General features: G+C 46.9%; 24 protein-coding genes. 7 read left to right on the top strand and 17 right to left on the bottom strand.

Features of this window, described 5'->3' with window-relative positions:
• Positions 1–1,251: 1,251 nt before the first annotated feature.
• Together HPS55_RS12805 and HPS55_RS12810 are read right to left on the bottom strand one after the other, a co-directional pair.
• The gene (locus tag HPS55_RS12805) at positions 1,252–1,818 is read right to left on the bottom strand and encodes a DJ-1 family glyoxalase III (RefSeq protein ID WP_172178023.1); all 567 of its coding nucleotides are present in this window, start codon (positions 1,816–1,818) and stop codon (positions 1,252–1,254) included.
• 90 nt (positions 1,819–1,908) lie between these two features.
• On the bottom strand, positions 1,909–2,622 hold the full coding sequence (locus tag HPS55_RS12810; protein WP_172178025.1) for a pyridoxine 5'-phosphate synthase: 714 nt from the start codon (positions 2,620–2,622) through the stop codon (positions 1,909–1,911).
• Positions 2,623–2,763: 141 nt separating this feature from the next.
• Here HPS55_RS12810 and HPS55_RS12815 point away from each other — a divergent pair, with 141 nt between their 5' ends.
• Positions 2,764–3,660 (top strand): NAD kinase, encoded by an 897-nt coding sequence (locus HPS55_RS12815; RefSeq protein ID WP_172178027.1) that lies wholly within the window; start codon positions 2,764–2,766, stop codon positions 3,658–3,660.
• Positions 3,661–3,678: 18 nt separating this feature from the next.
• Here HPS55_RS12815 and HPS55_RS12820 read toward each other — a convergent pair whose 3' ends face one another.
• The 3 genes from HPS55_RS12820 to HPS55_RS12830 all read right to left on the bottom strand — a co-directional run bounded on the left by HPS55_RS12820 (position 3,679) and on the right by HPS55_RS12830 (position 7,163).
• Positions 3,679–5,514, bottom strand: coding sequence for a sensor histidine kinase (locus tag HPS55_RS12820; RefSeq protein ID WP_172324991.1), 1,836 nt, complete (start codon positions 5,512–5,514; stop codon positions 3,679–3,681).
• 165 nt (positions 5,515–5,679) lie between these two features.
• Positions 5,680–5,871 (bottom strand): hypothetical protein, encoded by a 192-nt coding sequence (locus HPS55_RS12825; protein ID WP_172178031.1) that lies wholly within the window; start codon positions 5,869–5,871, stop codon positions 5,680–5,682.
• 110 nt (positions 5,872–5,981) lie between these two features.
• On the bottom strand, positions 5,982–7,163 hold the full coding sequence (locus HPS55_RS12830; RefSeq protein ID WP_172178033.1) for a phosphoribosylaminoimidazolecarboxamide formyltransferase: 1,182 nt from the start codon (positions 7,161–7,163) through the stop codon (positions 5,982–5,984).
• A gap of 156 nt (positions 7,164–7,319) precedes the next feature.
• Between HPS55_RS12830 and HPS55_RS12835 the strand changes: the two genes are divergently transcribed.
• From HPS55_RS12835 to HPS55_RS12845, 3 genes are read left to right on the top strand one after another with little or no spacing between them, the layout of a single operon-like run.
• Positions 7,320–7,727, top strand: a complete 408-nt coding sequence (locus HPS55_RS12835; RefSeq protein WP_172178035.1) for a hypothetical protein — start codon at positions 7,320–7,322, stop codon at positions 7,725–7,727.
• Entirely contained in the window at positions 7,724–9,022 is a 1,299-nt protein-coding gene (locus HPS55_RS12840) for a DUF3440 domain-containing protein (RefSeq protein WP_172178037.1), read from the top strand. The genes HPS55_RS12835 and HPS55_RS12840 overlap by 4 nt, the downstream gene beginning before the upstream one ends.
• On the top strand, positions 9,009–9,584 hold the full coding sequence (locus tag HPS55_RS12845) for an IbrB-like domain-containing protein (protein ID WP_172178039.1): 576 nt from the start codon (positions 9,009–9,011) through the stop codon (positions 9,582–9,584). Before HPS55_RS12840 ends, HPS55_RS12845 begins: the two co-directional genes overlap by 14 nt.
• Positions 9,585–9,677: 93 nt before the next feature.
• Here the strand turns inward: HPS55_RS12845 and rplS are convergent, their stop codons facing one another.
• Complete coding sequence (rplS, locus tag HPS55_RS12850) at positions 9,678–10,040, bottom strand: 50S ribosomal protein L19 (protein ID WP_172178041.1); 363 nt, start codon at positions 10,038–10,040, stop codon at positions 9,678–9,680.
• Positions 10,041–10,356: 316 nt separating this feature from the next.
• On the opposite strand from rplS, the gene HPS55_RS12855 reads away from it, so the two are divergent.
• Together HPS55_RS12855 and HPS55_RS12860 are read left to right on the top strand one after the other, a co-directional pair.
• Entirely contained in the window at positions 10,357–11,136 is a 780-nt protein-coding gene (locus HPS55_RS12855) for a 5'-nucleotidase C-terminal domain-containing protein (RefSeq protein WP_172178043.1), read from the top strand.
• Positions 11,137–11,224: 88 nt separating this feature from the next.
• Positions 11,225–12,076: a bifunctional metallophosphatase/5'-nucleotidase gene (locus HPS55_RS12860; RefSeq protein ID WP_172178045.1), complete on the top strand. Its 852-nt coding sequence runs from the start codon at positions 11,225–11,227 to the stop codon at positions 12,074–12,076.
• A gap of 7 nt (positions 12,077–12,083) precedes the next feature.
• Here HPS55_RS12860 and porT read toward each other — a convergent pair whose 3' ends face one another.
• A complete protein-coding gene (porT, locus tag HPS55_RS12865; RefSeq protein ID WP_172178047.1) occupies positions 12,084–12,827 on the bottom strand; it encodes a type IX secretion/gliding motility protein PorT/SprT in 744 nt (247 codons plus the stop codon).
• A gap of 162 nt (positions 12,828–12,989) precedes the next feature.
• Here porT and HPS55_RS12870 point away from each other — a divergent pair, with 162 nt between their 5' ends.
• On the top strand, positions 12,990–13,157 hold the full coding sequence (locus HPS55_RS12870) for a 4Fe-4S binding protein (RefSeq protein WP_172178049.1): 168 nt from the start codon (positions 12,990–12,992) through the stop codon (positions 13,155–13,157).
• A gap of 251 nt (positions 13,158–13,408) precedes the next feature.
• On the opposite strand, the gene HPS55_RS12875 is transcribed toward HPS55_RS12870, so the two are convergent.
• From HPS55_RS12875 to HPS55_RS12920, 10 genes are all read right to left on the bottom strand, one after another.
• Positions 13,409–14,833 carry a tetratricopeptide repeat protein gene (locus HPS55_RS12875; RefSeq protein ID WP_172178051.1) on the bottom strand — a complete coding sequence of 475 codons (1,425 nt, stop codon included), beginning with the start codon at positions 14,831–14,833 and terminating at the stop codon, positions 13,409–13,411.
• Between the two features lie 99 nt (positions 14,834–14,932).
• Positions 14,933–15,898, bottom strand: a complete 966-nt coding sequence (locus HPS55_RS12880; RefSeq protein ID WP_172178053.1) for a PstS family phosphate ABC transporter substrate-binding protein — start codon at positions 15,896–15,898, stop codon at positions 14,933–14,935.
• Positions 15,899–15,919: 21 nt separating this feature from the next.
• Positions 15,920–16,753: an energy transducer TonB gene (locus HPS55_RS12885; protein ID WP_172324993.1), complete on the bottom strand. Its 834-nt coding sequence runs from the start codon at positions 16,751–16,753 to the stop codon at positions 15,920–15,922.
• A 32-nt stretch (positions 16,754–16,785) separates the two neighbouring features.
• Positions 16,786–17,433, bottom strand: coding sequence for an ExbD/TolR family protein (locus tag HPS55_RS12890; protein ID WP_172178057.1), 648 nt, complete (start codon positions 17,431–17,433; stop codon positions 16,786–16,788).
• A complete protein-coding gene (locus HPS55_RS12895) occupies positions 17,433–18,044 on the bottom strand; it encodes an ExbD/TolR family protein (protein ID WP_172178059.1) in 612 nt (203 codons plus the stop codon). Before HPS55_RS12895 ends, HPS55_RS12890 begins: the two co-directional genes overlap by 1 nt.
• 29 nt (positions 18,045–18,073) lie before the next feature.
• Positions 18,074–18,913, bottom strand: coding sequence for a MotA/TolQ/ExbB proton channel family protein (locus tag HPS55_RS12900; protein ID WP_172178061.1), 840 nt, complete (start codon positions 18,911–18,913; stop codon positions 18,074–18,076).
• Positions 18,914–19,108: 195 nt separating this feature from the next.
• Positions 19,109–20,302 carry a pyridoxal phosphate-dependent aminotransferase gene (locus HPS55_RS12905; RefSeq protein WP_172178063.1) on the bottom strand — a complete coding sequence of 398 codons (1,194 nt, stop codon included), beginning with the start codon at positions 20,300–20,302 and terminating at the stop codon, positions 19,109–19,111.
• Between the two features lie 108 nt (positions 20,303–20,410).
• Complete coding sequence (locus HPS55_RS12910; protein WP_172178065.1) at positions 20,411–21,619, bottom strand: bifunctional 3,4-dihydroxy-2-butanone-4-phosphate synthase/GTP cyclohydrolase II; 1,209 nt, start codon at positions 21,617–21,619, stop codon at positions 20,411–20,413.
• Positions 21,620–21,629: 10 nt separating this feature from the next.
• On the bottom strand, positions 21,630–23,573 hold the full coding sequence (locus tag HPS55_RS12915; RefSeq protein WP_172178067.1) for an LptF/LptG family permease: 1,944 nt from the start codon (positions 23,571–23,573) through the stop codon (positions 21,630–21,632).
• 1,052 nt (positions 23,574–24,625) lie between these two features.
• On the bottom strand, positions 24,626–25,024 hold the full coding sequence (locus tag HPS55_RS12920) for an START-like domain-containing protein (protein ID WP_172324995.1): 399 nt from the start codon (positions 25,022–25,024) through the stop codon (positions 24,626–24,628).
• Positions 25,025–25,153: the final 129 nt, after the last annotated feature.

Below are 25,153 nucleotides of genomic sequence, written 5' to 3' on the forward strand. Positions count from 1 at the left end.
AAACTACATTATCGTCCGGATATAGGATGAACGCGCTCTGGATGGATACGCCCCAACGGGGCAACGAGCACATAGCCCGGGGCAGAGCGTAGCGGCACCCCGGGAATCATACATCGACAATCCCCGCGCCCTGCAAGGGCAAAAGCATAAAAATATATGGGTGTGTTGGTTGTAAGTATTTGATAATTAACGCTTTTGCCCTTTCATGGCGAATGGGTAATTGGACATAAAACCCGGGGTGTCGCTACGCTCTGCCCCGGGCTATGTGCTTGTTGCCCCTGCGGGGCGACAACATAGGAGCTCGTTAACCTGACTAAGTATAACAAAAACTTGTTTCATCTCTACCATGTCGAGAAATCGGTGTATGAAATCCAATGTTTTCGTTAACCTGACTAAGTATAACAAAAACTTGTTTCATCTCTACCATGTCGAGAAATCGGTGTATGAAATCCAATGTTTTCGTTAAGCCAAATGAGCTGAATAAACTCATTTCATTTCTACTATGTCGAGAAAATGCGGGATGAAATCAAAGATTCTCACCGAACATGACGGTTAAAACTGATTGTGTAGACTAAATTAGAACATTATGAAATAACCGTTTCGTTATTGCGGCTATGCACGGATTGCACAGATGTGTTGTGTATTTATAAATATCTTTACTTTAACGTATGTTAAGCGACATCCGAATTGTGATTTTCGGATAATGCTCCGAAAACAGTTGTTTTTGCTTCAAATGGGAGACGCTGACTATCAGAACGTTACGAACGTATGGATTTGTCAAGAAAGCAGAGAGGGCCTTTTCACCTTGCAATAAGGCCGTCGTTGCATTGCGACGGAGGCCTTATTGCAGTGCAAAACGGCCGTTGCGGGAGTGCCGGGAGGCCCTTACGGCATGTTGACCATGCCAAAAAGGTGTGTCAAAGGGGCTGAGAAGGGCTTTCGGCTTTTCTATTTCGGGAAAAAAGAAAAGTTAAAATTTCAGAAATAACAAGACAAAACATCATCCTGACGCCAGTGTTTTGTAATTTGGAATTTGCAGCAATTTAGCAGGGACGCGGTGTTTCGGAAGCACTGAAAAAGTATGTCGGGCTATGCGAAGTATATGTTCGAAGACACCGGGAACTGTGCCTGCGACAGGCCCAAACGCTCTCTAAAAGACTTTTTCTGTGCTTCCGAAGCACCGCGTCTCTGCCAAGTTGTGGCGATGTCGTGGTCCGGTACACTCTCTTGTACGTTTTTATGCAGATGCCGTTATCGGCTTTCCATAAGATGGGTGTACATCATGCCGTCGGCCAGTCGGTCGGCAGTGTTGTCGCCGGTGAGCAACCGTACCAGCTCGTATGCGAATGCGAATGTTGCTGCCGGTCCTTCTCCAGTGGTGATGTGTCCGTCGGTGGTTACGAGCTCACGGGTGTATGTGGCTTCGTCGAGATGTTCCTCGAAACCGGGATAACACGTGGCGCGTCTGCCTTGCAGTATACCGAGTTTTCCGAGTATCATAGGTGCGGCGCAGATGGCTGCTATGCGCATTTTGTTGTCGTCGTGCAACAGTAGCACGCTGCGCAGTCCGTCGTGGGCGTTAAGGTTGGCGGCTCCGGGCATCCCACCGGGAAGCACGAGCATATCGCCGTCAGAGAAGTTGTTTTTCTCGAAAAGTATGTCTGCCTCAACCTTCATGCCATGAGCCGATTCCACTGTGTGGCTGTCGGTTATGCTCACTGTCTTTACCTCGATGCCTGCGCGGCGCAGGATGTCAATGGTGCCGAGAGCCTCGATATCCTCGAAACCGTCGGCCAGAAATACGTATGCTTTTGCCATAGTCGTTTTTTTGTTTTATAGTGTTTGTACGGCTTTCAATTGCCGTGATGTTTTTTTCTGTGTACGATTGCCGTATTGCGTGTAGCTGTATCATTCAAGACATTTCTTGTACATGGCTATTGTGTCCCGCAGACCCATGTAGATTGCGTCGCATATCAGTGCATGGCCTATGCTCACTTCGTCGAGCCAGGGGATGCACTTGTGGAAGTAAGCCAGATTGACGAGGCTCAAGTCATGGCCCGCGTTGAGGCCGAGTCCCTGCCGGCGTGCTTCTTCGGCCGCGGCAATGAAGGGTGCTATGGCTTGTTTGCGGTTGGCCGAGTAGCCCGATGCGTATGGCTCCGTATAAAGTTCTATACGGTCTGTTCCGCAGGATTTGGCACAAGCCACCATTTCCGGGTCAGCGTCGACAAATATGGATGTGCGTATGCCGGCTTCACGGAAACGCCCGATGACGTCGGTGAGGAAAGTGCGATGTGTGCGTGTGTCCCATCCGTGGTTTGATGTCAGCTGGTCTTCGGCGTCGGGTACGAGCGTTACTTGTGTCGGTCTCACCTCCAATACCAAGTCTATATATTTGTCAGTGGGATTTCCCTCTATGTTCAGTTCGGTTGTTATTCTTGATTTGACGTCTCTTACGTCGTTGTAGCGTATATGTCTCTCATCGGGACGGGGGTGTACTGTGATTCCTTCGGCACCGAACAACTCACAGTCGGTCGCCACACTGAGCACGTCCGGATTGTTTGCGCCCCGTGCATTGCGTAGGGTGGCCACCTTGTTTATGTTTACGCTTAATTTTGTCATTTCAGTTTTATTTTGATTCGTTTGTATTCGGGTCTCGCCAAAAATACGTAATTTTGCAACATTAATTCACCGGCAAAAATACGAAATGTTTGTCAAATAACGGCATTACATTTGGATAAAGAAACAGAAAACATGGATTTTATGACCTCACGAAAACTCAGATTCGCCATTTTCGGCAATACATATCAGACAAAAAAGTCGACAGCTATCCGGGAAGTCATTGCAGGGTTGGCCTCTTTCGGGGCCGGTGTGTGCATAGACAGGGAATATTATGATTTTCTTAAGGCATCGGGAATGCTTGTCGGGGCTGATGCCGATGTTTTTGACGGTGACTGTTTTGATGCGGATTTCGTCATTTCAATGGGTGGTGACGGTACTTTTCTTAAGGCTGCCGGGCGTGTGGGGGCAAAGAGTATACCTATTGTAGGAGTGAACATGGGGCGGTTGGGATTTCTTACCGACGTGACTACCGGTGAAATTGACGATTGTCTGAAGGCGTTGCACAGCGGTGAATATGCTGTGGAAAACCGTGTGGTGATAAAGGTGGAGACCGATGGTGAGCCCTTTGAGGGCAGCAACTGCGCGCTCAATGATGTGGCCATATTGAAGCGTGACAATGCCTCGATGATTTCCATACACACTTCTGTCAACGGTGAATATCTCACTACATATCAGGCCGACGGCCTTATCGTAAGTACTCCGACCGGCTCCACAGCTTATTCGTTGTCAAACGGCGGACCGATAATTGTGCCGGGCACACGGGTTATGTCGATGACGGCCGTGGCTCCTCACAGTCTGAACATCCGTCCGATTGTGATACCGGACGACGCAGAGATTTCGCTCGCAGTGGACAGTCGCAGCCATACGTTTCTTGTGGCTATTGACGGGCGTTCGGAAAAATGTCATGATATCACGCGCCTTACGTTGAGCAAGGCTCCATACAGTGTGAAAGTGGTCAAGCGTACCGGTACAGGCTATTTTGACACATTACGCAAGAAAATGATGTGGGGTACGGATATGCGTGGCAACAACGTATAAGGCACTGCTTTTTTCATATCATTCTTTGCCGACGGGGATGGTGAGTATAAATCGTGCACCATCGTGATAATCTCTGTCAAGGGTTATGTTACCGTCCAGTTGACAGGCAATCCGTTGTGCGAGAATCAGGCCTATTCCGAGACCGTCGACATCGGTATCGGTCTTGTAGAACGGATCGAATACTTTATCCCCTATTTCTTCTGGTATGCCACATCCGGTGTCTGTGATGCTTATTTCCACATTTCTGCTATTGTCTGTCAGTCGGCAATTTATTCTGATACTGCCATGTTCCGTGAATTTGCAGGCATTGTCGAGCAGACATTCCATTATTCTCGACAGACCGTCCTCATTGGTCCTGATTCTCATTCCGCCGGGCAGACTGCTGTTCAGAGTCATCTTGACTCCGTCGGCTTTGGCGTCGCAGAACTTTTCCATACATCTGCTGCATAGTTCGTCGCAGTCGACTTTGTCGTTGCGCATGGTATAGTTGATGCTGTCTTTTGACGATATGTAGAGCAGGTCATTTATTATTTTCACTATGTTGTTCGAACTTTCCGTCACCCTTGCGGCTATGTCCTTCCATTCTTCCGGACTTAGGTTGGCGTCGCTTTGTCCGAGAATCTGGGTGAAGCCTGCTATGATGTTAAGAGGTGTGCGTACTTCATGGCTCATGTTCTTCAATATGCTTTCTTTCATTATTTCCGCTTCTTCAGCCTTGCTGCGCAATCTTTCCAATTCGTTGTTCTTGTTCCAAAGTTCGCGCAGATAGCGGTTGCGGTTTCTGATTACGAAGATGAGTGCCGCTATTATCACCAGTGCCATGAATATAGTGAGCACAAGGGCTATGCGCATCACTTTGGCCTCTTCTTTTCTGATATGTGTGAAGATTGATTCAATCTCGTAGGTGGCATTGGTCAGTTCCTGCACCATGATTGTGCTGTTGACGGAGTCTTTGTGATGTATATAGTCCTTTTGAGCCTTACAGGCTGCTTTCATATTGCCTGAAATCTCATATATATCGGCTTTGAATTTATATTTGTCTATGTTGGTAAGCCTGTCTGTAAGGTATATGGCCTTGTCCCATTCCTTGTCTGCCGCATGTTTGCATATCTGTACGTATGTGTAGTATGTGGTGCTGAAATCCTTACGGTGCTCGTCGCGTATCTTCATGTATACGTCATAGTATTTCCTTACTGTATTCCAGTCGTGCATGACGAAGCCCAATACCACTTTGAATGCTATGGCATCACAGTATTCATATTTTAAATCCGAGGCTTTTGTTATACGTATAATACGGTCGATGTGTGCCATAGCCTTGTCAGGTTCGTCGTCCATTTCTACGTTGGCCAGGTCCTTGTATATATGCAGGGTTTTCAGGGAATCGCCTGTTCCTGCCTCGTTGATGGCCTTGTGAAAATACTTCTTTGCCAGTCCTGTGTTGCCTTGCAGCGAGTATATCACTCCGATGAGATAAGAGGCGTTGTAAAGTTCGTCGGTGCATTTACGCTCTTTAATATCTTTTGACATCTTGAGCGTCTTTTTCATTGCGCGGTAGAAATGGTTGAAGTTGATATCGTACATTATTTCTGCCTGCCAGCCGTTGTAGTATCTGTGCATGTGTCCGGTTTTCAGGCAGTGTGCGCGGTATTTGTCTGCCAGACTGTAAAATTCGATCTGGTCTTTTGTGTTGAACTTGCCCCGCATCCTGTTGTACAGTGCTGTGGCTATGGTGTCATTGTCTTGTACGTTGCGGGTGGCTTTTTTTGCATGTGAAGGTATACAATTCATTGCGGCAACAATTATTGCTGCCAACATAATATGGCAGTAGCGTAGCAATGGATATTTTGTATACATGTCATGCAGATTCATTCTGCTGCAAAGTTAGATAATAAAAGTCGAAAAATTTTTCGGGGGGGGTAAATTTTGTATAACGAATATTAAATAGTGTGAAGACAAATGGCTTGTGTCTGTTTTCGGATATCTGTGTTTCTTGCACGGTTTGACAATGCCATTGTTTCTTTATTTCCCTTTGTGTCTGTTGGCACGTTGTTCGCGGTATTTTGCTTTTTGACGGGCCGAACCGCTACCGTGTGCTCCGGTGATGTACTTTTTCTTTTTGGCCTTGGTTTTTACCTTGCCGTTGCCATTGTCTTCTTTGCGTGCCGGACGGAACATTATTCCGCCGCCGGCTATTATGTCGTCTATGTCCATGTAGTGGGATAAGTTTTTTAAAAGGTAATATATTTCTGCGGCTCCTCCTTTGTTACCCGGTGATATAGTGTATGGTTATTCGGAGGAGCCGCAGCAATCGGGATAAATTGTCAATGGTGGAAAAGTCTTACGCCTGTGAATGCCATGGCAATGCCATACTTGTTGCAAGTGTCTATTACATTGTCATCGCGCACAGAACCGCCGGCTTGTGCTATATATTCCACGCCGCTCTTGTGGGCACGCTCGATATTGTCGCCGAATGGGAAGAATGCATCGCTGCCCAGGGCCACTTTCGTGTTTTTGGCTATCCACTCTTTCTTTTCATCCATGGTGAGTATCTCGGGACGCTCTTTGAAGAACATTTGCCATGTGCCGTCGCGAAGCACATCGTCATGATCTTCACTGATGTATACGTCGATAGTGTTGTCGCGGTCGGCGCGGCGTATGCCGTCGACAAACGGCAGTGACATCACTTTGGGATGCTGGCGCAGCCACCAGATGTCGGCTTTGGAGCCGGCAAGGCGGGTGCAGTGGATGCGGCTCTGCTGTCCGGCACCGATACCTATGGCCTGTCCGTCCTTTACGTAGCACACGGAGTTGCTCTGTGTGTATTTCAGTGTGATCAGAGCAACTATCAGGTCGCGGCGTGCCTCGTCTGTGAATGTTTTGTTGTCGGTGGGTATGTTTTCGAACAGAGTCGGGTCGTTGAGGTCGATTTCATTGCGGCCCTGCTCAAAAGTTATGCCGAACACTTGTTTGCGTTCCACAGGCTCGGGTACGTAAGCAGGGTCAATCTTTATAACGTTGTATGTGCCTTTGCGTTTGTCTTTCAATATTTCAAGAGCTTCGGGGGTATAGTCGGGAGCAATGACTCCATCGCTCACCTCGCGCTTGATAAGTGTGGCAGTGACAGCGTCGCAGGTGTCGCTCAGGGCCACGAAGTCACCGTATGAGCTCATGCGGTCGGCACCGCGTGCACGGGCGTAGGCACAGGCTATCGGCGAGAGCTCGGCTTTGATGTCGTCTACGAAGTATATCTTTTTCAGCGTGTCGCTCAACGGCAGGCCTACGGCTGCTCCGGCGGGTGAAACGTGTTTGAACGATGCTGCTGCGGGCAGGCCGGTGGCGGCTTTGAGTTCCTTGACGAGCTGCCATGAGTTGAGGGCGTCGAGGAAATTGATGTATCCCGGGCGGCCGTTGATGATTTCGATAGGGAGTTCACCCTCAGTCACGAATATGCGCGAGGGCTTTTGGTTCGGATTGCATCCGTACTTTAGGGCTAATTCTTTCATATATACGTATGTATGAATAACAAGGTTTAATATTTCTGCTGCAAAATTACTCTTTTTTCCTGAGAAGTGTATACAGAGTTGCTGAAATGTCGGACAAATAAACCTTATCTCGATGATTTGATGTAAATTTGCAGACAATAACAGAATGACAGACTTATGGATATAATAAGCTTGAAAGGAACAGAGGACAAGCTTTATGAGCTGGTTGCACGTCTGGTGATGAGTCCGGCAGTGCTGCGCCAGAACAACAACTATCCGTTCAAGACTACCCCACAGTATACGTGGCATATAGCTTTGGATGGTAATACTGTTGTAGGATTTATCCCTGTAAAGAGTACAGATACCGGACCATACATAGACAACTACTATATAAAAGGAGACGAACCGGCTGTGCTGGACGGCTTGTTGGAACATGTCATTTCACATGCTGACAAATGTGTCACGGCCATGGTACATAACAGGCATGTGGATTATTATCGCCGTCATGGCTTCATCTCATGCAAGGAATGGACGAAATACAATAAAATGGTGAGACCGAAGACGAAAGGGGGAGGCGTGTCATGATTCGTCGTCTCAATGTGTACGAGGCTGTGCAGGAGAGGCTGAAGATGGTTTTCGATAATTTCGATTATGTCTATGTCTCGTTTTCCGGCGGTAAGGACAGCGGCGTGTTGCTTAATCTGTGTGTAGAGTATATACGGCGTAATCTGCCTGGGCGCAAACTTGGTGTGTTGCACATGGACTATGAGGTGCAATACAGTCAGACCACCGACTATGTGAGGCGAAGACTGGCGGACGATAGCGATGTCATTGAGGCATATCATTGCTGTGTACCGTTCAAGGTGGCTTCGTGCACTTCCATGTATCAGTCTTATTGGCGGCCATGGGAAGAGTCCAAGCGTGAAATATGGGTCAGGGAGATGCCGGAGCACTGCTATACGTCAAAGGATTTTGATTTTTTCAATGATGAGCTTTGGGACTATGATTTTCAGTTGCTGTTTGCTCCGTGGCTGAAACGGCGAAAACACTGCCGTAGCGTATGTTGTCTTGTGGGCATACGTACGCAGGAGAGCTTCAACCGTTGGAGGGCCATACACAGTGACAAAAACTACCGGCGTTTCGGAAACTACAAATGGACGCATAACATTGGTGGACGGTTGTACAATGCTTATCCCATTTACGATTGGAAGACATCGGACATATGGGTGGCTAATGGCAGGTTCGGGTGGTATTACAATCGGTTGTACGATCTTTACTATCAGGCCGGCATACCTATCGGCCGCCAGAGAGTGGCCAGTCCGTTCATATCACAGGCCATTGCCACTCTTGCCGTATACCGTGTGATTGATCCTGACATGTGGGGGCGCATGGTAAGCCGTGTCAATGGTGTTAATTTTGCCGGTACCTATGGTAGCACGGTTGCCATGGGGTGGAGGTCCGTGAAATGTCCGCCAGGATTTTCGTGGAGGCGCTACATGGAGTTTCTGCTTGCCACGCTGCCGGAGGAGACACGTCGTAACTATGAGAGGAAACTGGATGTCAGCATACGTTTCTGGCGTGAACGCGGCGGTTGTCTGAGTGAGGAGACTGTAGAGAAGTTGCGTGAGCGCGGGATTCCGATAAATGTTGGTGGCCCGTCGGCTTATCGCACTGACAAACTGCCGGTGAGAATGGAGTATCTCGACGACATAGATATAGAGGAATTCAAGGAAATACCTACCTACAAGCGTATGTGCATTTGCATACTGAAGAACGACCATGCGTGTAAGTATATGGGTTTTGCCATGACCAAGAAGGAAAAGGAGCAGAAAGAGAGGGTAATGAAAATTTATAAATCTATAACTCATGGAAAATTATAAGAGTCCGGTATACAATGTATTTGCGGTACCGATAGAAAAAGTAGTGGCGAATGCCTACAATCCTAATACGGTGGCACCTCCGGAAATGAAGCTGTTAGAGTTGTCGATATGGGAAGATGGCTACACGATGCCGTGTGTGTGCTATTATTTGAAAGAAAGCGACATTTATGAAATTGTCGACGGATATCACCGTTATATGGTGATGAAGACCTCGGAGCGTATCCGTGAGCGTGAAAGGGGATTGTTGCCGGTGGTGGTGATAGACAAGGATATATCCGACCGCATGGCATCGACCATACGTCACAACCGTGCACGTGGCATGCATAGTGTGGAACTGATGAGCAATATCGTTGCTGAGCTGTCGCATGCAGGTATGTCCGATGCATGGATTATGCGCAATATAGGTATGGACAAGGATGAACTGTTGCGTCTCAAGCAGATTTCCGGATTGGCGGAGTTGTTTGCCGATAAAGGTTTCAGTATGTCTGAGGACTGGAAAGAAGACGATGATGACATAGGCTTGTTACGCGGCCTAAGTAACGATGTTGCGCGACTCACGTAGCAGTATAAACACAATCTGTGGGCGTTCCATAAAAAAAAAGGAATACCAATCGGATGATGGATATTCCTTTTTATCTCGTTTGAGAGCCCTGCCTTACGCCTTTGTGATATTGGTGCGCTTTTCCTTGATGCGTGCCTTCTTACCTGTGAGCTTGCGCAGATAGTACAGCTTGGCGCGGCGAACCTTACCAACCTTGTTGACCTCGATGCTGTCAATATTGGGCGATTCGATAGGGAAAATACGCTCTACACCGATTGTGCCCGACATCTTGCGGACGGTGAAACGCTTCTTGTCACCGTGGCCTGAAATCTTGATTACAACACCGCGATAGAGCTGGATACGCTCTTTTGTACCCTCGATAATTTTGTAAGCGACAGTAATAGTGTCACCGGACTTGAATTCCGGGAACTTTTTGCCGGTTGCAAATGCTTCCTCAGCAACTTTAATTAAATCCATTTTTTTAATAATTAAATTTGTTCTTATCGTTCCAACGCAACATAACAGGCAACACGTAACTTCCCGTCAGCGATTACGCCGAAAAGCGCTGCAAAGGTAATATAATTTATTGGCATACGCAATTTTAGACTGCTTTTTTTGCGGATTATGTCAGATTTTGTTAATTTTGCATCATGGGGAATCCTTGTATCATTGTCTGTAGATGCTGTTTGCAGCATCATCCTGTATGAGGAGGAGTCATGATGACGTATCCCTTATAGTATCGTCCGTTGGGTTCGGGCGGATTTGTATTAGTCATAATAATATGGTATAACGTATGAGAGATTTACTTTTTTATATTGGATTGGCCGCGGTTTCACTGAGCGGAACCTCATGCTCGTCGGGTAGCTATGTGGTGACGGAAGTTGAGCGTACACGCATATTGGTTGATTCCGTGTATGATGCCATGCCTGACAGTGCGGCACAGGCTTTTCTGGCGCCTTATCGTCAGGTGGTGGACAGTATGATGAGTCCGGTAATGGGATATTCAGCCCGTTATATGGAAGCCTCGAGACCCGAGAGCCCGTTGTCCAACCTGTTGGCCGACATATTGGTGTGGGCAGGAAAGAACTATGGCGAGAAGCCGGTAATGGGTATATACAATATAGGGGGAATACGGGCGGCACTACCAGAAGGCAAGGTTACCTATGGCAATGTTCTTGAGGTGGCTCCGTTTGAGAATAAGATATGCTTTATCACTCTGTCGGGTGAGTCTCTGATACGATTGTTCGGCAGTATAGCCGTCGTCGGAGGCGAGGGGGTGAGTCATGGTGTGAAAATGGTGATAGGTGATGATGGGTATGGTAACAGGATTCCGAAAAGTGTGCGGTTGCACGGCAAGGAAATCGACCCTAAAGCATCTTATCGCATAGCCACGATAGACTATCTGGTACAGGGTAATGATAATATGTGTGAGTTTGGTGAGGGAACCGATTTGAACTCGCCTCAGGATAAAAGTAATGACACAAGATATATAATATCGGCTTATTTTAAGGAGATGGCTGCGCAGGGGAAGATTGTAGACAGTCGGGTTGAAGGCCGTATAGTGGTGGAATGAATGAGATAATGGGCCGGGCTGCCATATGTGTTTTGTAATATTGGCGGAGAAAGCCGAAAAGCATTTTTTTATATTAAAGAATATAGTGATGGACATATTGAAGAATATAATTATTATGACGACGGTGTGCTGTGCGGTGGCACTGTCGGGAATGTCTCAGACAAGGGAGCTGGTGATTCTGCATACTAACGATACGCACAGTACGGTATTGCCGCTTAGTGCGAATCTGAAGGATACACTGAAAGTGGGACGCGGAGGATTTTTGAGACGTGTGGCGATGATTAAGGATGAGAGGGCCAAGAATCCCGACCTGCTGCTTTTTGACAGTGGTGACTTTTCTCAAGGCTCGCCTTTCTATACATTGTTTGAGGGTAAGGTTGAGATTGAGCTTATGAACATGATGGGATACGACGCGGTCACGATAGGCAATCATGAGTTTGACTTCGGGTTGGAGCGTATGGCAGAACTTTTCCGTAAGGCTGATTTTCCCGTTGTCTGTGCCAACTATGATTTTAAGGGTACGCCCGTGGATGGCATTGTCAAGCCTTATGTGGTGCTGGAACGTGACGGATTAAGGATTGGTGTGTTTGGTGTGTCCCCCAGGCTTGACGGTCTTGTCTCTGAGAAGAATTGTAGGGGTGTGAAGTATCTCAATCCTGTCGATGTGGCATGTACTGTGTCAGACAAACTGCGCTTTGAAGAGAAATGTGATGTGGTGGTTTGTCTGTCACATCTCGGATGGGGTGTAAAAGGCGATGCCGATGACAGGACGTTGGTGTCAGTGAGCCGTAATATTGACATTGTGCTTGGCGGACATTCACATTCTTATTTCGAGGACTTGCAGTGGGTGAAGAACTATGATGGGCGCAATATTCCTGTAGATCAGAATGGCAAGCATGGCATCTTTGTTGGAAAGATGGTTATGAAGCTGGAGAAATGATGCTGCTTTATTCGAAGTAGAATGTCAGTACAATCATTTTGTTGTGGCCGGCGGTTACGGAGTTTGTGAAAGCACGCATGCCGGCGTCCTGTAATTCGTCGGCGTGTTTGGTGTCAAGACCGTTGCTGAGGCTGTAGCAGAACTTCAGTTCGGGGATGAGTTTGAAATAGGGCAGATAAAGGTCACAGCCGAATCCAACTTCAACAAACGTGTCATATCGCTTCAGACGTATATAATCCTGGTCTTTGCCGGTGAGGTTTATCGTGGGGTTGACGCCGGCTATTATATACGGCCGGTAGTTGTTGAAGCGTTCTGCGCTGAATTTCAGGTCAAAGGGCATGGATATATATGTGGTTTTCAGGTCCTGAGTGGCTTGTGCAGGATTGCCGTTCTCGTCCGGCCGCGACAAGTCATGAAACATCAGGTGCTTTGCTCCGAAATGCATAGTGGGAGTGAATCGTGCCGATAGATGTGTACTGATGCGGGCCTCTGCCGTTACACCGACACTGAATCCGGGGTTCCAGTTGTCTGCATCACATAAAATGGTGCGTGTCTCTTCCGTACCATCTTCGTTGACAATTGTCTGCGGCCCTACATTCTGAAACTCGATATCCTGCATGTGCATACCCACGAGAATACCAAAATGTAACGGGCGCAGGTCTATATACGGCTTGTTTTGGGCAGTGCGTTCCTGTGCTACGGCTGTTATCGTTATGGCTGTTGTGAGTATAAGTATGAGTATTCTTTTCATATTATTCTAATAACGTGATTATTGTCCACTTATTATATACATTTTTATTTCGATTTAGTATAAATTAGTTAAATATCTACCTTAAAATGGGTGTATATTAATTAAAATTAGTACATTTGCATACTAAATTATTGGTATTAATTTATAAAAACATTTTTGATTATGGCTTACGTTATTGGTGACGATTGTATCGCATGCGGTACATGTATAGATGAATGTCCGGTAGGAGCAATCTCAGAAGGTGAGAAGTATTCTATCAATCCTGAGATTTGCACAGAGTGTGGAACTTGTGCTGATATATGTCCTTCTGAGGCTATCAGCTTGGGATAAACCGGATTTTTATCGTAAAAACACAGCGGGGCTTGTCAGTAATGACGGGCCCCGCTTCTCATATGTGTTGTTATTGTGTGGAAGTAGATAACTGAACTCAGTAGAAAAGAGCAGAGAGCTGGAAGCCGTTAAACAGAGTAGGGACATATTTTCGTATTTGTCCGCGGCATAAGTGTTGTATGCGGGCAGATACGATAATATGTCCCTACTGTTATATCATTTTGCCCATTCTGTCGGGCGGAAAAGGTATATTACTTCTTTGTCAGTGCTTCAATAGCTTGTTTGGCCTGCTGATGCTCGGGATCTATTTCAAGAATCTTGTTCCAATAGCTGATGGATGCTTCTTTGTCGTTGTTCAGCAGATTGTAATATCCGAGATATCTGTAGCACTCTACGAGGCGGGCTTTGTCGGCATTGTCTTTTTCTGCTCTCGGTTCGATTAATCCGGCGAGCTTCTCATAGAACGGCTTGGCCAAGCCTTCTTTGGTTTCCGGGTCCATATATGCGTTGACACGGGCTTTCCACATTGTTGCAAATTCAAGGGCATCGGGGTAAGCCTTTTCCAATTCGTCATATACGTTTTCGGCTTTTTTGAAAGCCTCTGTTCTTGCTTCGCCCTCCAAAGTATTGGCCTGTTGTGTGTAGAGCTGTGCCAGTCCGGCGATATCGGTTGGTGAAGGTTTGTCGGCTGTCTTCAAAAACTCCTGATATGTATTGATGGCATTCTCGTAGTCGTTGTTCTGCTTGTAGCCTTCCGACAGTTGCTTGATTACTCCTGCACGTTTTGTCTTGTCGTCAAATTCCTGTTCGAGAGCCTTTTTGTACATCTCTATGGCTTCGGTATGCTTTTTGGCACCACTGAGGGCATTGCCATAGTATGTGTAGTCGAAGTAAGAAAATTTGGCGCTGTCCGACTTGTTGAACAAAGCGTCGGCATATGCCAGTGCATTGTCGTAGTCCTTAAGGTCGGTGCAGTTGAACATGGCAAGACGGTTGAAAGCGGCGTCGCGTGGGAGTTTTTTCAGACCGGCCTTTGCCACTTCAAGGCTCTTGTCATACTTCTGTGTAAACCATAGTGACATGGCATAGTTGGTGAGGTCCGATTCTTCCATGCTGTTCATGTCCACTTTTTCAAAGCTGCTTATTGCTTTTTCAAAGTCGTTGGACGAATAGTGGATACGGCCGATGAGTGCATCGACGGCAATGTCAGGACGCTGAACACGCAACTCTTCCAACTTTGATATGGCTTCGCTGGGGTTCAGTTTGCGATAAGCCGTGGCATATTTGAAATATGCTTCCGGTTCTTTCGGGCTGAAATAGATGGCTTGTTGGTAGTTTTGTATTGCAGCATTTCCATCCTCCGCGCGTGCGGCGATATCTCCGAGAAGTGTATATGCCTGACCGTATTCTTTGTTTGCTTTCAATGCATATTCTGCATATATCTTTGCATTTGTGGTGTCTTTCATGTTATAGAAAGCGCGTCCTATTCCACAGAGAACCTCGGGGTTTTTCTTGTTCTGCTTGTAGATTTGCTTCAACTGGTCTGCCAGATCGGCCGGCTTGCTCTTTATGATGTTTGTCACTTCGTCTATGCGGGTTTTGTTATCCTGTGCCATTGCCGGCATGCTGAGTCCTATCAGCATTGTGCCTATCAATAAATACTTGCTTGTTTTCATATTTGTTTCTTTCTGTTTATTTCTATGTATGTTTTTTATTCGGTTTAGTCATATTGCGATTTCGCATCTGATGCGTTTGAACGGCATTTGCTCCAATTCCTATTCCGTACTCACGTTGACCTCTCTTACCTGCATGTTGGCTCTGTATGGCAAAAGACCGGCCTTGTGGATGATAAGCTGCCCCCTATGGTCGTTTGAAATGAAGTTGGTGAATCCCCAGGGAAGTCCATGGATCGGGTCGTTGAGGAGTGCGTATATGGTGCGTATCATTGGATAATACCCTGTATATATGTAGTACTGATACGGTTTGTAGCTGTTTTCTGCTGTTGCAGGATTCAGCTTGCTCACCGCCATTACCCTTATATTCCTTTTGAAAGTGACGTTGGTTGTGTCACGCTTGTCGTTGAGCCAGTTGGAACCGATGATTCCTATTGAGTTGGGATGTTTCTCAACGAAGTCTATAACTTCTGCAGACTTGTTTACTGCATAGATGTTAGGGCTGTTTATGGGTTTGCCGCCGAGCAGAGAGTCTACACAATAGTGCACCGTGCTCGACTGTTTGTTGTCGAATGCCACCTCTATGTCGCCCAATTTCGATTCGGGATTCAGCTTGTCCCATTTGTTCAGGTTGCCTCTGAGAATTTCCTTCACGTCGTGTATGGAGATAATGGAGTCGGGGTTGGCATTGTTTATAATGAGTGCGAGACCGTCGTAGGCCAGCGGTATTGCCACCGGCAGGAATTTGCGGTCTTTCAGATTCTGCACTTCTTCTTTGGTGAAGTTACGCGACGTGATTGCCAGATATCTTTTCTCTTTCATCAGCAGATTCACGGCGTCGAGTTCGTTGGTGTATTCCGGTATCAGTTTGGCTTGAGGATAGATGTGCTCAAAAATCTGCACCTCTTCTTCTATGATAGGTCTGAAACTTTCATCAGAGACGAATTTAATCGTCCCTGATGAATATGTATCGGTTCGTTGGTTTTTCTTGGGTTTGCTTTTGCATCCCGCGGTAAAACTCAGAACCAGAGTAGTTGCAACTAATATGTTGAACAGATTTCTAATCATTTGATTACATTTGGGTTCTATTTATTGCAGCTGGAATGTCACAGGCAGAGTGAAGTATACGGCTACTGCCACACCATTCTGCTTACCGGGAATCCAACGGGGCATGGCCTTGACCACGCGTAGGGCTTCTTTGTCGAGCGACGGGTCCACACTTCTGAGCACTTTCGGATCATGGATGGCACCGTCTTTGCCTACGGCAAATCTTACGATGACGCGTCCCTGCACTCCGTTCTCTTCTGCGATAGCCGGATATTTGATGTTTTTGCTCAGCCATTTCATAAGCTCAGCGTCTCCACCGGGGAACGATGGCATCACCTCGGCAATGTCGAGGGGCTTCTCTTCCTCTTTCGGCTTCTCTTCTGCAATAATCTCTTTGGCTTTCAGCACTTCACCTTCAGCCTCGTCGTTACCTTTCACATCGAAAGAACCGATGGCGGTTGTCGTTTTTGCAAGTTCGTCCTGAGACTTCAATTCATCTTCAGGCTTCACCTCGTCGTCTTTCTTGATTTCCGGGGCGGTGAACTTAACAGAACTCTTTACCTTTTCGATTACTTTCTGCTGCTCCATCTCAACCTTGACAGGCTCCTTACGCTCAACCTTAGCCTCTTTCTTCTGTGCAAGACTTGACAGCTCCACATCGGTTGTTACGGCTACTTTCTTAGGCATCGCATTCTGGATGGCCACTTTGGCAATGAAGAAAAGGAAGATGGCAAGGATTGTCGCAAAAACGACAGCCATAGCCTTTACGTTTCTCTTACCTGTTTCCTTGCGGAGCACGTAAGCACCGTATTCCTTATTCTTGCCTTCAAAGACGAGGTCGACCCAGCTATTGTCTATTAGATCTACTTTTGACATAGTTCTTCTTTTTAATTGTTATTGGTCATTGATTATTTAACGCCTTTCAGATCAAGAAGTTTCTTGTCGTCTTCGTTAACCTTGTCAATGACGTATTTACCAATACAGCTAATCTGCATCTCGTCCAATATTTCAACCATATTATTATAGTTGGCAGTGTCCAAAGGCTTGATGACAACGGTAAGTACAGGAATCTTTTCACCGTTTACATTACCGTCCCTCAATTTTGCGAGTTCAGCCTTATACTGTTCGTCGGTCATTGTAGAGCCGAGAGCACTTTTCCTTTCATCAAGTTTGGCTTTGGCCATCAAGATACGTGCAACGGGGTTTATACCCTCCTCGGTGGTGTGCTTCAACAGCACGTCGCGGACTCCGTTCTTGCCCCATGTCGTCTCTTTGATGCACTCGGGATTATCATATTGGGGAAGTCCCGCAATATAATAAATCTTGTCGTTCGAGCCAAGATAAACAGTTATAGTGTGTGACGCCTTTGATACCGACTTGTCCTGCTTGTCAAGATTCTGATCGTTGGCAGGCATAGTCAGTGACATAGACATCGGCTTGCTCAAGGTTGTACAGAGCATGAAGAACGTGATAAGAAGCATCATCATGTCCACCATCGGCGTAAAGTCGACTCGGGTCTGCTTTTTCTTCTGCTTGCTTGCTTTTTTCTTTGCCATTACTCGCCCTCCTTTTTAAGATTAGTGATAAGCTGGTAGCGGTTCTCGTTCATGTCCTGAAGTTCCGACATAACGGTCTTTACAACCTCATATTTTGTCGTGGCATCGCATTTGATGGCGATTTTCATGTCCGAGTTAGCCTCTTTTGCAGCGGCCACCCACTCTTGAAACTCACTCATTCCTCCGTCAATACTGTCGGTAGGAACGCCATACTTCTGGATTTCTTCTGCCATCTTTTCCGGTTCAAGACTCAAGTAAGCCGAGAACATGTTCAGAGGAACACCTATGGAGCTGTTGTCCTTGAAGTTCTTGAGCTGCTCTTTGTTAATCTTTACACCGAATTTGTCTGTGACAGTCTGAAGCATAGCCACTACATCGTTCTTGTTGTCAGTGCCTATGAAGACTTTTCCGTCAGAACCGATAAGGATGTTCAATACATCCTTTTCCGGAACCTTGACTTCCGACACCGAGTTTGGCGTGTTGACCTTTACCGGTTCCGGCTGCAAGAATGTTGATGTCAACATAAAGAAGCACAGAAGCAGCGTCATCACGTCAGACATAGGGGTCATGTCTATCCAGATGTCTTTCTTCTCTATTTTTATTTTACCCATTATTATAGATTAATTAAAAGGTAAAACAATTACACCTCGTCTGTGTGGTTAACGTCGTATGTCGTTGCTATTGTGTAACCAACCTCATCGAGTGCATATGTAAGTTTGTCGATCTTGTTTGTGAAGTAGTTGTAGATAACTACAGCGAACCAAGATGTCAAAATACCGGAAGCCGTGTTCACGAGGGCCTCGGAAATACCGGCAGACAGGGCTGCAGAGTCAGCACCACCACCAGCAGACAGAGCTTGGAACGAACCGATCATACCCAACACAGTACCGAACAGAGCGGTAAGAGTACCCAGTGTAACGATTGTTGCGATGATGGGGAGGTTCATCTGCAGAGTAGGCATCTCAAGCTGGGTAGCCTCTTCGTGAGCCTGCTGAATCTTGGCAATCTTCTGAGCCTTCTTCATCGTGTGGTTTGTCTCAACGTCCTTGTATGCAGCGAGTGAAGCAGAAACCACGTTTGCTACCGAACCCTTCATTTTGTTGCAAAGCAACTGGGCCTCGTCGAATTTACCGGCCTTGATGGCAGCCTTAACCTGTGCTGTGAACTTGGCAAGGTTCATTGTTCCGAATGCACTCTTCAGAGCGAAGAAGCGCTCAACACCGAGGCAGATAACAGAGAGAAGCAATGTCAGGATCACACCTACAACGACACCTCCTTTATATACAGTACCCATAAGGTTTCCGGGCAGTGGATGACCTTTAGGGTCTCCTCCTACGAAGTTGTCAGGATTACCGAGTACGAAGAAATAGAAGCAGTAAGCAATTACACAGCAGATAGCCATGATAATCCATGCGTCCTTAACTCCTCCAAAGCCCGATGATTTTTTGGCTGGGGCTGCAGCCTTTGTTGTTGTTGCCATAATTTGTTTTTTTAATTTTTTAGTTATTATAAATTTAAGTTATTATTGTAAAGTCTTGATATGTGCGAATGTGCTTGATAAATGATTGTTTTAGATGCTGTTTTATCTTAATCTATCCGCAAAGGTAGTAATTTATAGCGGACAATGAAGCCGTTTAGCATCTTTTAACCTTAATATTTACCCGAAGCACCGGTTTTATTTCAGCTGTCCGAGTGTCTCCTTGATTCTTCGCATAGCCTCCACGATGTTCTCGTCGCTTGTGGCGTAGCTCATTCGGAAGCAGTCCGGATCGCCGAAAGCGTCACCTCCTACAGTGGCCACATGGCCTTTTTCGAGCAGATACATTGCGAGGTCTGACGAACTTTTTATCACGGTTTCCCCATCTGTCTTTCCGTAGAAACTGCTGCATTTCGGGAAAAGGTAGAAAGCTCCTTCTGGTACGTTGACCTCAAGTCCCGGAATGTCTTTGGCGAGTTTGACGATGAGGTCGCGACGGCGCTCGAAAGCCTTTCGCATCTCCTCCACACATTCCTGGCTTGCCGTATATGCAAATTCGGCCGCTTTCTGGCTTACCGAGCATGGACCGCTGGTATACTGTCCCTGCAGCTTGTTGCATCCCTTTACTATCCACTCCGGTGCGGCGATGTATCCTATTCGCCATCCGGTCATGGCATAAGCCTTTGACACTCCGTTTACGATAATGGTGCGTTCTTTCATTCCGGGGAACTGGGCTATGCTTTCGTGCCGTCCCACATAGTTGATGTGCTCGTATATCTCGTCGGCCAGTACAAACAGATCTTCATGGCTCTTTATCACTTCAGCCAATCCTGCCAATTCCTTGCATGAGTATACGCTTCCCGTGGGGTTGCTCGGCGAGCAGAGTATTATCATTTTTGTCTTTGGCGTGATGGCGTCCTCGAGTTGTCCGGGAGTCATCTTGAAGTTCTGTTCGAATCCTGCCTCCACTATTACGGGGGTGCCTCCGGCCAGTTTTACCATTTGTGGGTAGGACACCCAATACGGTGCCGGGATTATCACCTCGTCGCCATCGTTGACAAGTGCCATCAGTGTGTTGCACACGCTTTGCTTTGCCCCGTTTGACACGAGAATCTCATTTGTGGTATAGTCGAGATTGTTTTCCTTTTTCAGTTTTTCGGCAATGGCAGTGCGCAGATCTGAATATCCCGGTACGGGCGAATATCTTGAGTAGTTCTCGTCCACAGCTTTCTTTGCAGCCTCCTTGATATGCTCGGGAGTGTTGAAATCCGGTTCTCCGACGCTCATGTTGATTACGTCTATGCCATTGGCTTTCATTTCCGAGCTTTTCTGCGACATAGCCAATGTTGCTGAAGGCGCAAGCCTTTGCAAGCGGTCTGATAGTTGTGCCATATTTGATGTATTATTGTATTATAACAACTGCAAAATTAAGTATTTTATTCTGTTTTTAGAAAGAAATCTGTCAATTTTTAACTTTTACTTAAACATTGTGCTGCCCGTTTAAAGGTGCAACGTGTGCCCCATGCGGTCTTTTTTTGTTTGCAGATAGCGGAAATCGTATTTGTTGGGTGTCACTTCGATAGGTACATTCTCTACAATCTCAATGCCATATGCCTCGAGTCCGACACGTTTTACGGGATTGTTTGTCATCAGTCGCATCTTGTGTATGCCGAGCTTGCGCAACATTTGTGCTCCGCAGCCGTAGTCGCGTTCGTCGGGCTTGAAGCCCAGATGTATGTTTGCGTCAACGGTGTCGTAGCCCTCTTCCTGCAACTTGTATGCGGCAATCTTGTTCATCAGTCCTATTCCGCGGCCTTCCTGTTGCATGTATATGACGACGCCTTTTCCTTCTTTTTCAATCATTTCCATTGCTTTGTGCAGCTGCTCGCCGCAGTCGCAGCGCATGCTGCCGAGGATGTCGCCTGTGGCGCACGATGAGTGTACGCGTACAAGCACCGGTTCGTCTTCGGTCCATTCGCCCTTTATCAAGGCCATATGTTCAAGTCCGTTGCTTATCTGCCGGAACGGTATGAGCTTGAAATGCCCGTATCGTGTGGGCATGTCCACCTTGTTTCCCACTTCGATGAGCGACTCGCGTTCCAGTCGGTAGGCTATCATGTCTTTTATGGATATGATTTTCAGGTCATACTCTTCTGCCATTTTTTGCAGCTCAGGCATACGTGCCATAGTGCCGTCGTCGTTCATTATCTCCATCAGTGCGGCGGCGGGGTACAGCCCGGCCATTTTGCAGAGGTCGATGCTTGCCTCGGTATGTCCGCTGCGGCGCAGAACTCCGTTGTCTTGTGCATAAAGCGGGTTGATGTGTCCCGGGCGTCCGAAAGTGTGCGGGGTCGAGGTCGGGTCGGCCAGTGCCTTGATGGTGGCGGCACGGTCAGCGGCTGACACTCCGGTGGTGCATCCTTCCAGCTTGTCTATTGTTACGGTAAACGGTGTGCCGAGCACCGATGTGTTGTCCGCCACCTGGTGTGGCAGGTCGAGTTCGGCGCATCGCGACAGTGTAACCGGTGCGCAGAGCACTCCGCGGGCATGCTTGAGCATGAAATTGACCTTCTCAGGAGTTATCATTTCGGCTGCGATGATGAGGTCGCCCTCGTTCTCGCGGTCTTCATCATCGACAACAATGACAAACTTGCCTTCTCTGAAATCGGCGATGGCATCTTCTATTTTGCTTAATTTGGATTGGGGCATATCGTTGGTTTTAGTTGATTTTGCTGTTTTTGCCGGTGGATGGATCGGCCTGTGCCTCCATCTTCCCTATTCTTTCCTTTATGGCGCTGTTGGTGCGCAGCACGGCTTTCAGATCACGCATGAGGCGGAGACGGAAACGGCACATTCGCAGATAGAAGAAGATGCCCAACGGTATTGTTATGCCTGTGGCAACGTTGAGCCACTTGTTGCGGAACGGTCTTGTGTGTGCATGCGTGGCCATGACGGGATAGTTGTTGAGTTCGTTCAGGATGACATTGTCTTTCGTGTTGGACAAGTCCTCTATCACCTCTTCCAATTCGGCATTGATGTTTTTTATCTGTTGGTCGTCGCCTTCGTGGAAGAACACTCTTATCGGGTTGGGCGCCTTAAGCAGATTGTGTTCTGCGGAATACCGGGCTACCTTGTTGCTGATTTCTTCCAGTCGTGTGGCGTCGACAGTGTAGTCAGGGTCGTTTATTATAACTTCCTTCTTCGATATGTTGCGTTTTGTGCGTATGCCGAATATAGTGTGTATCATATTGATATACAGGTCGGCATTGAACACCACCGAATCGTTGTTGGCTTTGTAGGTGAAGAACACTGCAACTGGCGTGAGCACGGCGGTGGATATCAGTTTTCCGAACCATACCGTCCATATGTCGTTACGTGCCATTCGCATGCCGGAGTTCTCGAAGATATAATATATGATAAACACCAGTACCGATATTATTACCGGCAGTCCCAGGCCGCCCTTGCGTATGATGGCGCCGAGCGGTGCGCCGATAAAGAAGAAGATGATGCAGGATAGCGAGAGTGTGATCTTGTTGATGGCTTCTATCTGGTGTGTGCGCACGTTTTTGTTGAGGTCGAACGAATAGTCGCCCTTCATTTCCATTTCCGATGTCTTCATTCTGACGGTGTTCATGGCTTCCTTTACTACAGCCTGCTTGTCGTCGATACTCATCTTTTGGAATATCGAGTCGAGTTCGGTCTTGTCATCGGCAATGGCCTTGGCCAGTTTCACGGAGTCTTCAGCCGTATGCGGCTGCGGTATGAAGAAGGTTGTGTTTTTGGCATCGTTGTAGAAAGCATGTCCCACACTGTCGTTGTAGATACGGATAGAGTCAAGGTCGTGCAGTATTCTCTTCATGCTTTTTGCCTGTGCGCTTGACGATATTCCTGCGGCATCGGCCATGTTGAATCCTCCGTCGAAGTCGAGCACTATCCGTTTGGTAGCGAATGTTTCACGTCGGTAGGGCACACTGGCGCTGCCGGCCATGTCCTGCGACCTCATGTTTTCAAACCATTCTCCGCTGTGCAGCGTGAGCAACAGGTGTTTCTTCTCTTCGGTCGATTGCATCATGCCTGAGTCGGCAAGTATTATCGCTGCGTCTTCGTAGCCGCCGTTCATTCTGTATATCATCACTCCGTAGAGCATGCCTGTCTTGAGGTCCTTCTTCTGTACGTAGATGTTGCTGCCCGGTATGCCGTCGTAGAATATGCCTTCGGGAATCTCGAGTTCGGGGCTTTTCTGTTTCATCGACAGGAGGAGCTGGCGGAACGACTTGTTGGCCTCGGGACCTATTACGTCTTGAAAGAAATATGAGCAGCAGGCTATCAGCACGACCGATACTATGAGTGAGCGGCATGTCTGTATTAGCGATATGCCTGCGGCTTTGATGGCGGTGAGTTCGGAACTTTCGCCCAGATTGCCGAATGAGATGAGCGATGACAATAATATTGCGAGGGGCAGAGCCTGCGGTATGAGCATGAGGCCCATGTACCAGAAGAATTGTGCCAACACTTCCATCGACAGTCCTTTGCCTATCAATTCGTCGACATAACGCCATAGGAATTGCATCATCAGCACGAACTGGCAGATGAAGAATGTGCCCACGAACAACAGTCCGAACTGCTTTACGATGAATATGTCTAATTTCTTAATGCGAAACATTATATAAGGTGATGCCTGTAAAGGCGTTTCGGTTTGCAAAATTAGTATAAAAATGTCAGAGAGCGTATGTTTTTTGTGTTTTTTTAGTATATGGCTTCATTGGTCGTAACGATTCTGCGAATACACATCGGTTTCATACATTTGTAGGGATGCACACCGGTGCATCCGCTTTGAGGACCATTCACAGACATACAATGTTGGTAAGCGTATTTATAGTTTGTACAATATTGATGACAGAAATCAGCGATTCTCAATAAACTCTAATCATGATAATAATACCCATTAGTTTTTTAAGTTAGCCAACAAAATTAAACTACATTATCATCCGGACATAGGATGGATGCGCTTTGGATGGATGCGCCCCGGATATGACTCTGGAGATGCACCCCGGATGGATGCGCCCCAACGGGGCTATGTGCTTATTGCCCCGTTGGTGCGCGTTCTAGTTTAATACTGTTGACTAACTTATCTTTATTGCATAATGTATACTTAACTTTGTACCACCCTGCCGGAGACAACCGTGCAAGCCAAATGATCAGGTGGAAAAGTTGTTTCATCTCTTCCATGGCGAGAAAACGCGGTATGGAATCCTGCCGAGTATCTGTTTTGTCGAAAAGACATGTCTTAATGTCCTTATTATTCTGAAAAAAAGCATTTTATTTTTTGTTGAAATAGAAAAGCCGTGAGGGTGTCTCTGCTTTCTTTACATGCAGTTTGGGTGTGAAAATTTTGCCGTAAGGGCCTCCCGACATTCCCGTAACGGCCGTTTCGCATTGCAATAAGGCCGTCGTCGCAGTGTCGGGAGGCCCTTATTGCAAGGTTATAAGGCCCTCTCTGCTTTTCTTACAAACGGATGCTGGTGTAATGCGCTGATAATCAGCGCATCCCTTTTGGAACAAAAAAGGGTGTTTTAGAGACGTAGGGAGAAAAAAGGCACGCAGACACCGCTTAACATATGTTAAAGTAAAGATATTTGTGTGCAGCTATAGTGCGTATAGGAAGAACTACAGCATTTACCCGGCAATGATATTGGACGGAGGTGCGGCTTTGGTTCAGAAACCGCTTATCTCGTGGAGGCGCTTCATATTGTCGTTCCATAGGTTTTGCAGATAATCCTTGTCACCGTCGTCGGCAAAGTCGGTTATTATCAATGCAAGGTGGCCTGTGAAATCGCTCTTTTCTATTCGAATTTCCCAGTATGCGTCTTCATGTTCTATATAGTCCCATTTCATTCTGATGTATCGGTTGGGCTGTATGTCTAAGATTAGTGCCACCTTTGTGTCGTTGTGTGTCCACACTTCTCCCCAAGTGAAAGTCATAGTGTCCCCATCCCTTGTCACATAGTCGGCTATCCATTTGCCGAGTCCTTCAGCCGTACCTATCAGCTGCCATACGATATTTTCCGATTTTGTTTGCAAAGGATATTCGAGGACTATCTTGTGCTTATCCATTTTTATGTTTTAGTTAGCGTTACGAAGGTCTAAGGGGTCAAGCCGAAAGCACGGTGCATGAATTTTGAGAAAAGTGTTAAATTTGTGGCATGAAAACCGCAGATGCAATATGGATGTGCCTGCCCGAGG

Source organism: Xylanibacter rodentium, assembly GCF_013166575.1.
GTDB classification, from domain to species: domain Bacteria; phylum Bacteroidota; class Bacteroidia; order Bacteroidales; family Bacteroidaceae; genus Prevotella; species Prevotella rodentium.

What these genes read in the sequence shown, in the direction of transcription:
- rplS (WP_172178041.1), bottom strand. Translation starts at nt 10,040, where the DNA reads ATGGATTTAATTAAAGTTGCTGAGGAAGCATTTGCAACCGGCAAAAAG.
- HPS55_RS12875 (WP_172178051.1), bottom strand. Translation starts at nt 14,833, where the DNA reads ATGAAAACAAGCAAGTATTTATTGATAGGCACAATGCTGATAGGACTC.
- HPS55_RS12835 (WP_172178035.1), top strand. Translation starts at nt 7,320, where the DNA reads ATGGATATAATAAGCTTGAAAGGAACAGAGGACAAGCTTTATGAGCTG.
- porT (WP_172178047.1), bottom strand. Translation starts at nt 12,827, where the DNA reads ATGAAAAGAATACTCATACTTATACTCACAACAGCCATAACGATAACA.
- HPS55_RS12845 (WP_172178039.1), top strand. Translation starts at nt 9,009, where the DNA reads ATGGAAAATTATAAGAGTCCGGTATACAATGTATTTGCGGTACCGATA.
- HPS55_RS12830 (WP_172178033.1), bottom strand. Translation starts at nt 7,163, where the DNA reads ATGAAAGAATTAGCCCTAAAGTACGGATGCAATCCGAACCAAAAGCCC.
- HPS55_RS12870 (WP_172178049.1), top strand. Translation starts at nt 12,990, where the DNA reads ATGGCTTACGTTATTGGTGACGATTGTATCGCATGCGGTACATGTATA.
- HPS55_RS12810 (WP_172178025.1), bottom strand. Translation starts at nt 2,622, where the DNA reads ATGACAAAATTAAGCGTAAACATAAACAAGGTGGCCACCCTACGCAAT.
- HPS55_RS12815 (WP_172178027.1), top strand. Translation starts at nt 2,764, where the DNA reads ATGACCTCACGAAAACTCAGATTCGCCATTTTCGGCAATACATATCAG.
- HPS55_RS12920 (WP_172324995.1), bottom strand. Translation starts at nt 25,024, where the DNA reads ATGGATAAGCACAAGATAGTCCTCGAATATCCTTTGCAAACAAAATCG.
- HPS55_RS12915 (WP_172178067.1), bottom strand. Translation starts at nt 23,573, where the DNA reads ATGTTTCGCATTAAGAAATTAGACATATTCATCGTAAAGCAGTTCGGA.
- HPS55_RS12840 (WP_172178037.1), top strand. Translation starts at nt 7,724, where the DNA reads ATGATTCGTCGTCTCAATGTGTACGAGGCTGTGCAGGAGAGGCTGAAG.
- HPS55_RS12880 (WP_172178053.1), bottom strand. Translation starts at nt 15,898, where the DNA reads ATGATTAGAAATCTGTTCAACATATTAGTTGCAACTACTCTGGTTCTG.
- HPS55_RS12805 (WP_172178023.1), bottom strand. Translation starts at nt 1,818, where the DNA reads ATGGCAAAAGCATACGTATTTCTGGCCGACGGTTTCGAGGATATCGAG.
- HPS55_RS12890 (WP_172178057.1), bottom strand. Translation starts at nt 17,433, where the DNA reads ATGGCAAAGAAAAAAGCAAGCAAGCAGAAGAAAAAGCAGACCCGAGTC.
- HPS55_RS12895 (WP_172178059.1), bottom strand. Translation starts at nt 18,044, where the DNA reads ATGGGTAAAATAAAAATAGAGAAGAAAGACATCTGGATAGACATGACC.
- HPS55_RS12900 (WP_172178061.1), bottom strand. Translation starts at nt 18,913, where the DNA reads ATGGCAACAACAACAAAGGCTGCAGCCCCAGCCAAAAAATCATCGGGC.
- HPS55_RS12910 (WP_172178065.1), bottom strand. Translation starts at nt 21,619, where the DNA reads ATGCCCCAATCCAAATTAAGCAAAATAGAAGATGCCATCGCCGATTTC.
- HPS55_RS12825 (WP_172178031.1), bottom strand. Translation starts at nt 5,871, where the DNA reads ATGGACATAGACGACATAATAGCCGGCGGCGGAATAATGTTCCGTCCG.
- HPS55_RS12885 (WP_172324993.1), bottom strand. Translation starts at nt 16,753, where the DNA reads ATGTCAAAAGTAGATCTAATAGACAATAGCTGGGTCGACCTCGTCTTT.
- HPS55_RS12855 (WP_172178043.1), top strand. Translation starts at nt 10,357, where the DNA reads ATGAGAGATTTACTTTTTTATATTGGATTGGCCGCGGTTTCACTGAGC.
- HPS55_RS12860 (WP_172178045.1), top strand. Translation starts at nt 11,225, where the DNA reads ATGGACATATTGAAGAATATAATTATTATGACGACGGTGTGCTGTGCG.
- HPS55_RS12905 (WP_172178063.1), bottom strand. Translation starts at nt 20,302, where the DNA reads ATGGCACAACTATCAGACCGCTTGCAAAGGCTTGCGCCTTCAGCAACA.
- HPS55_RS12820 (WP_172324991.1), bottom strand. Translation starts at nt 5,514, where the DNA reads ATGTATACAAAATATCCATTGCTACGCTACTGCCATATTATGTTGGCA.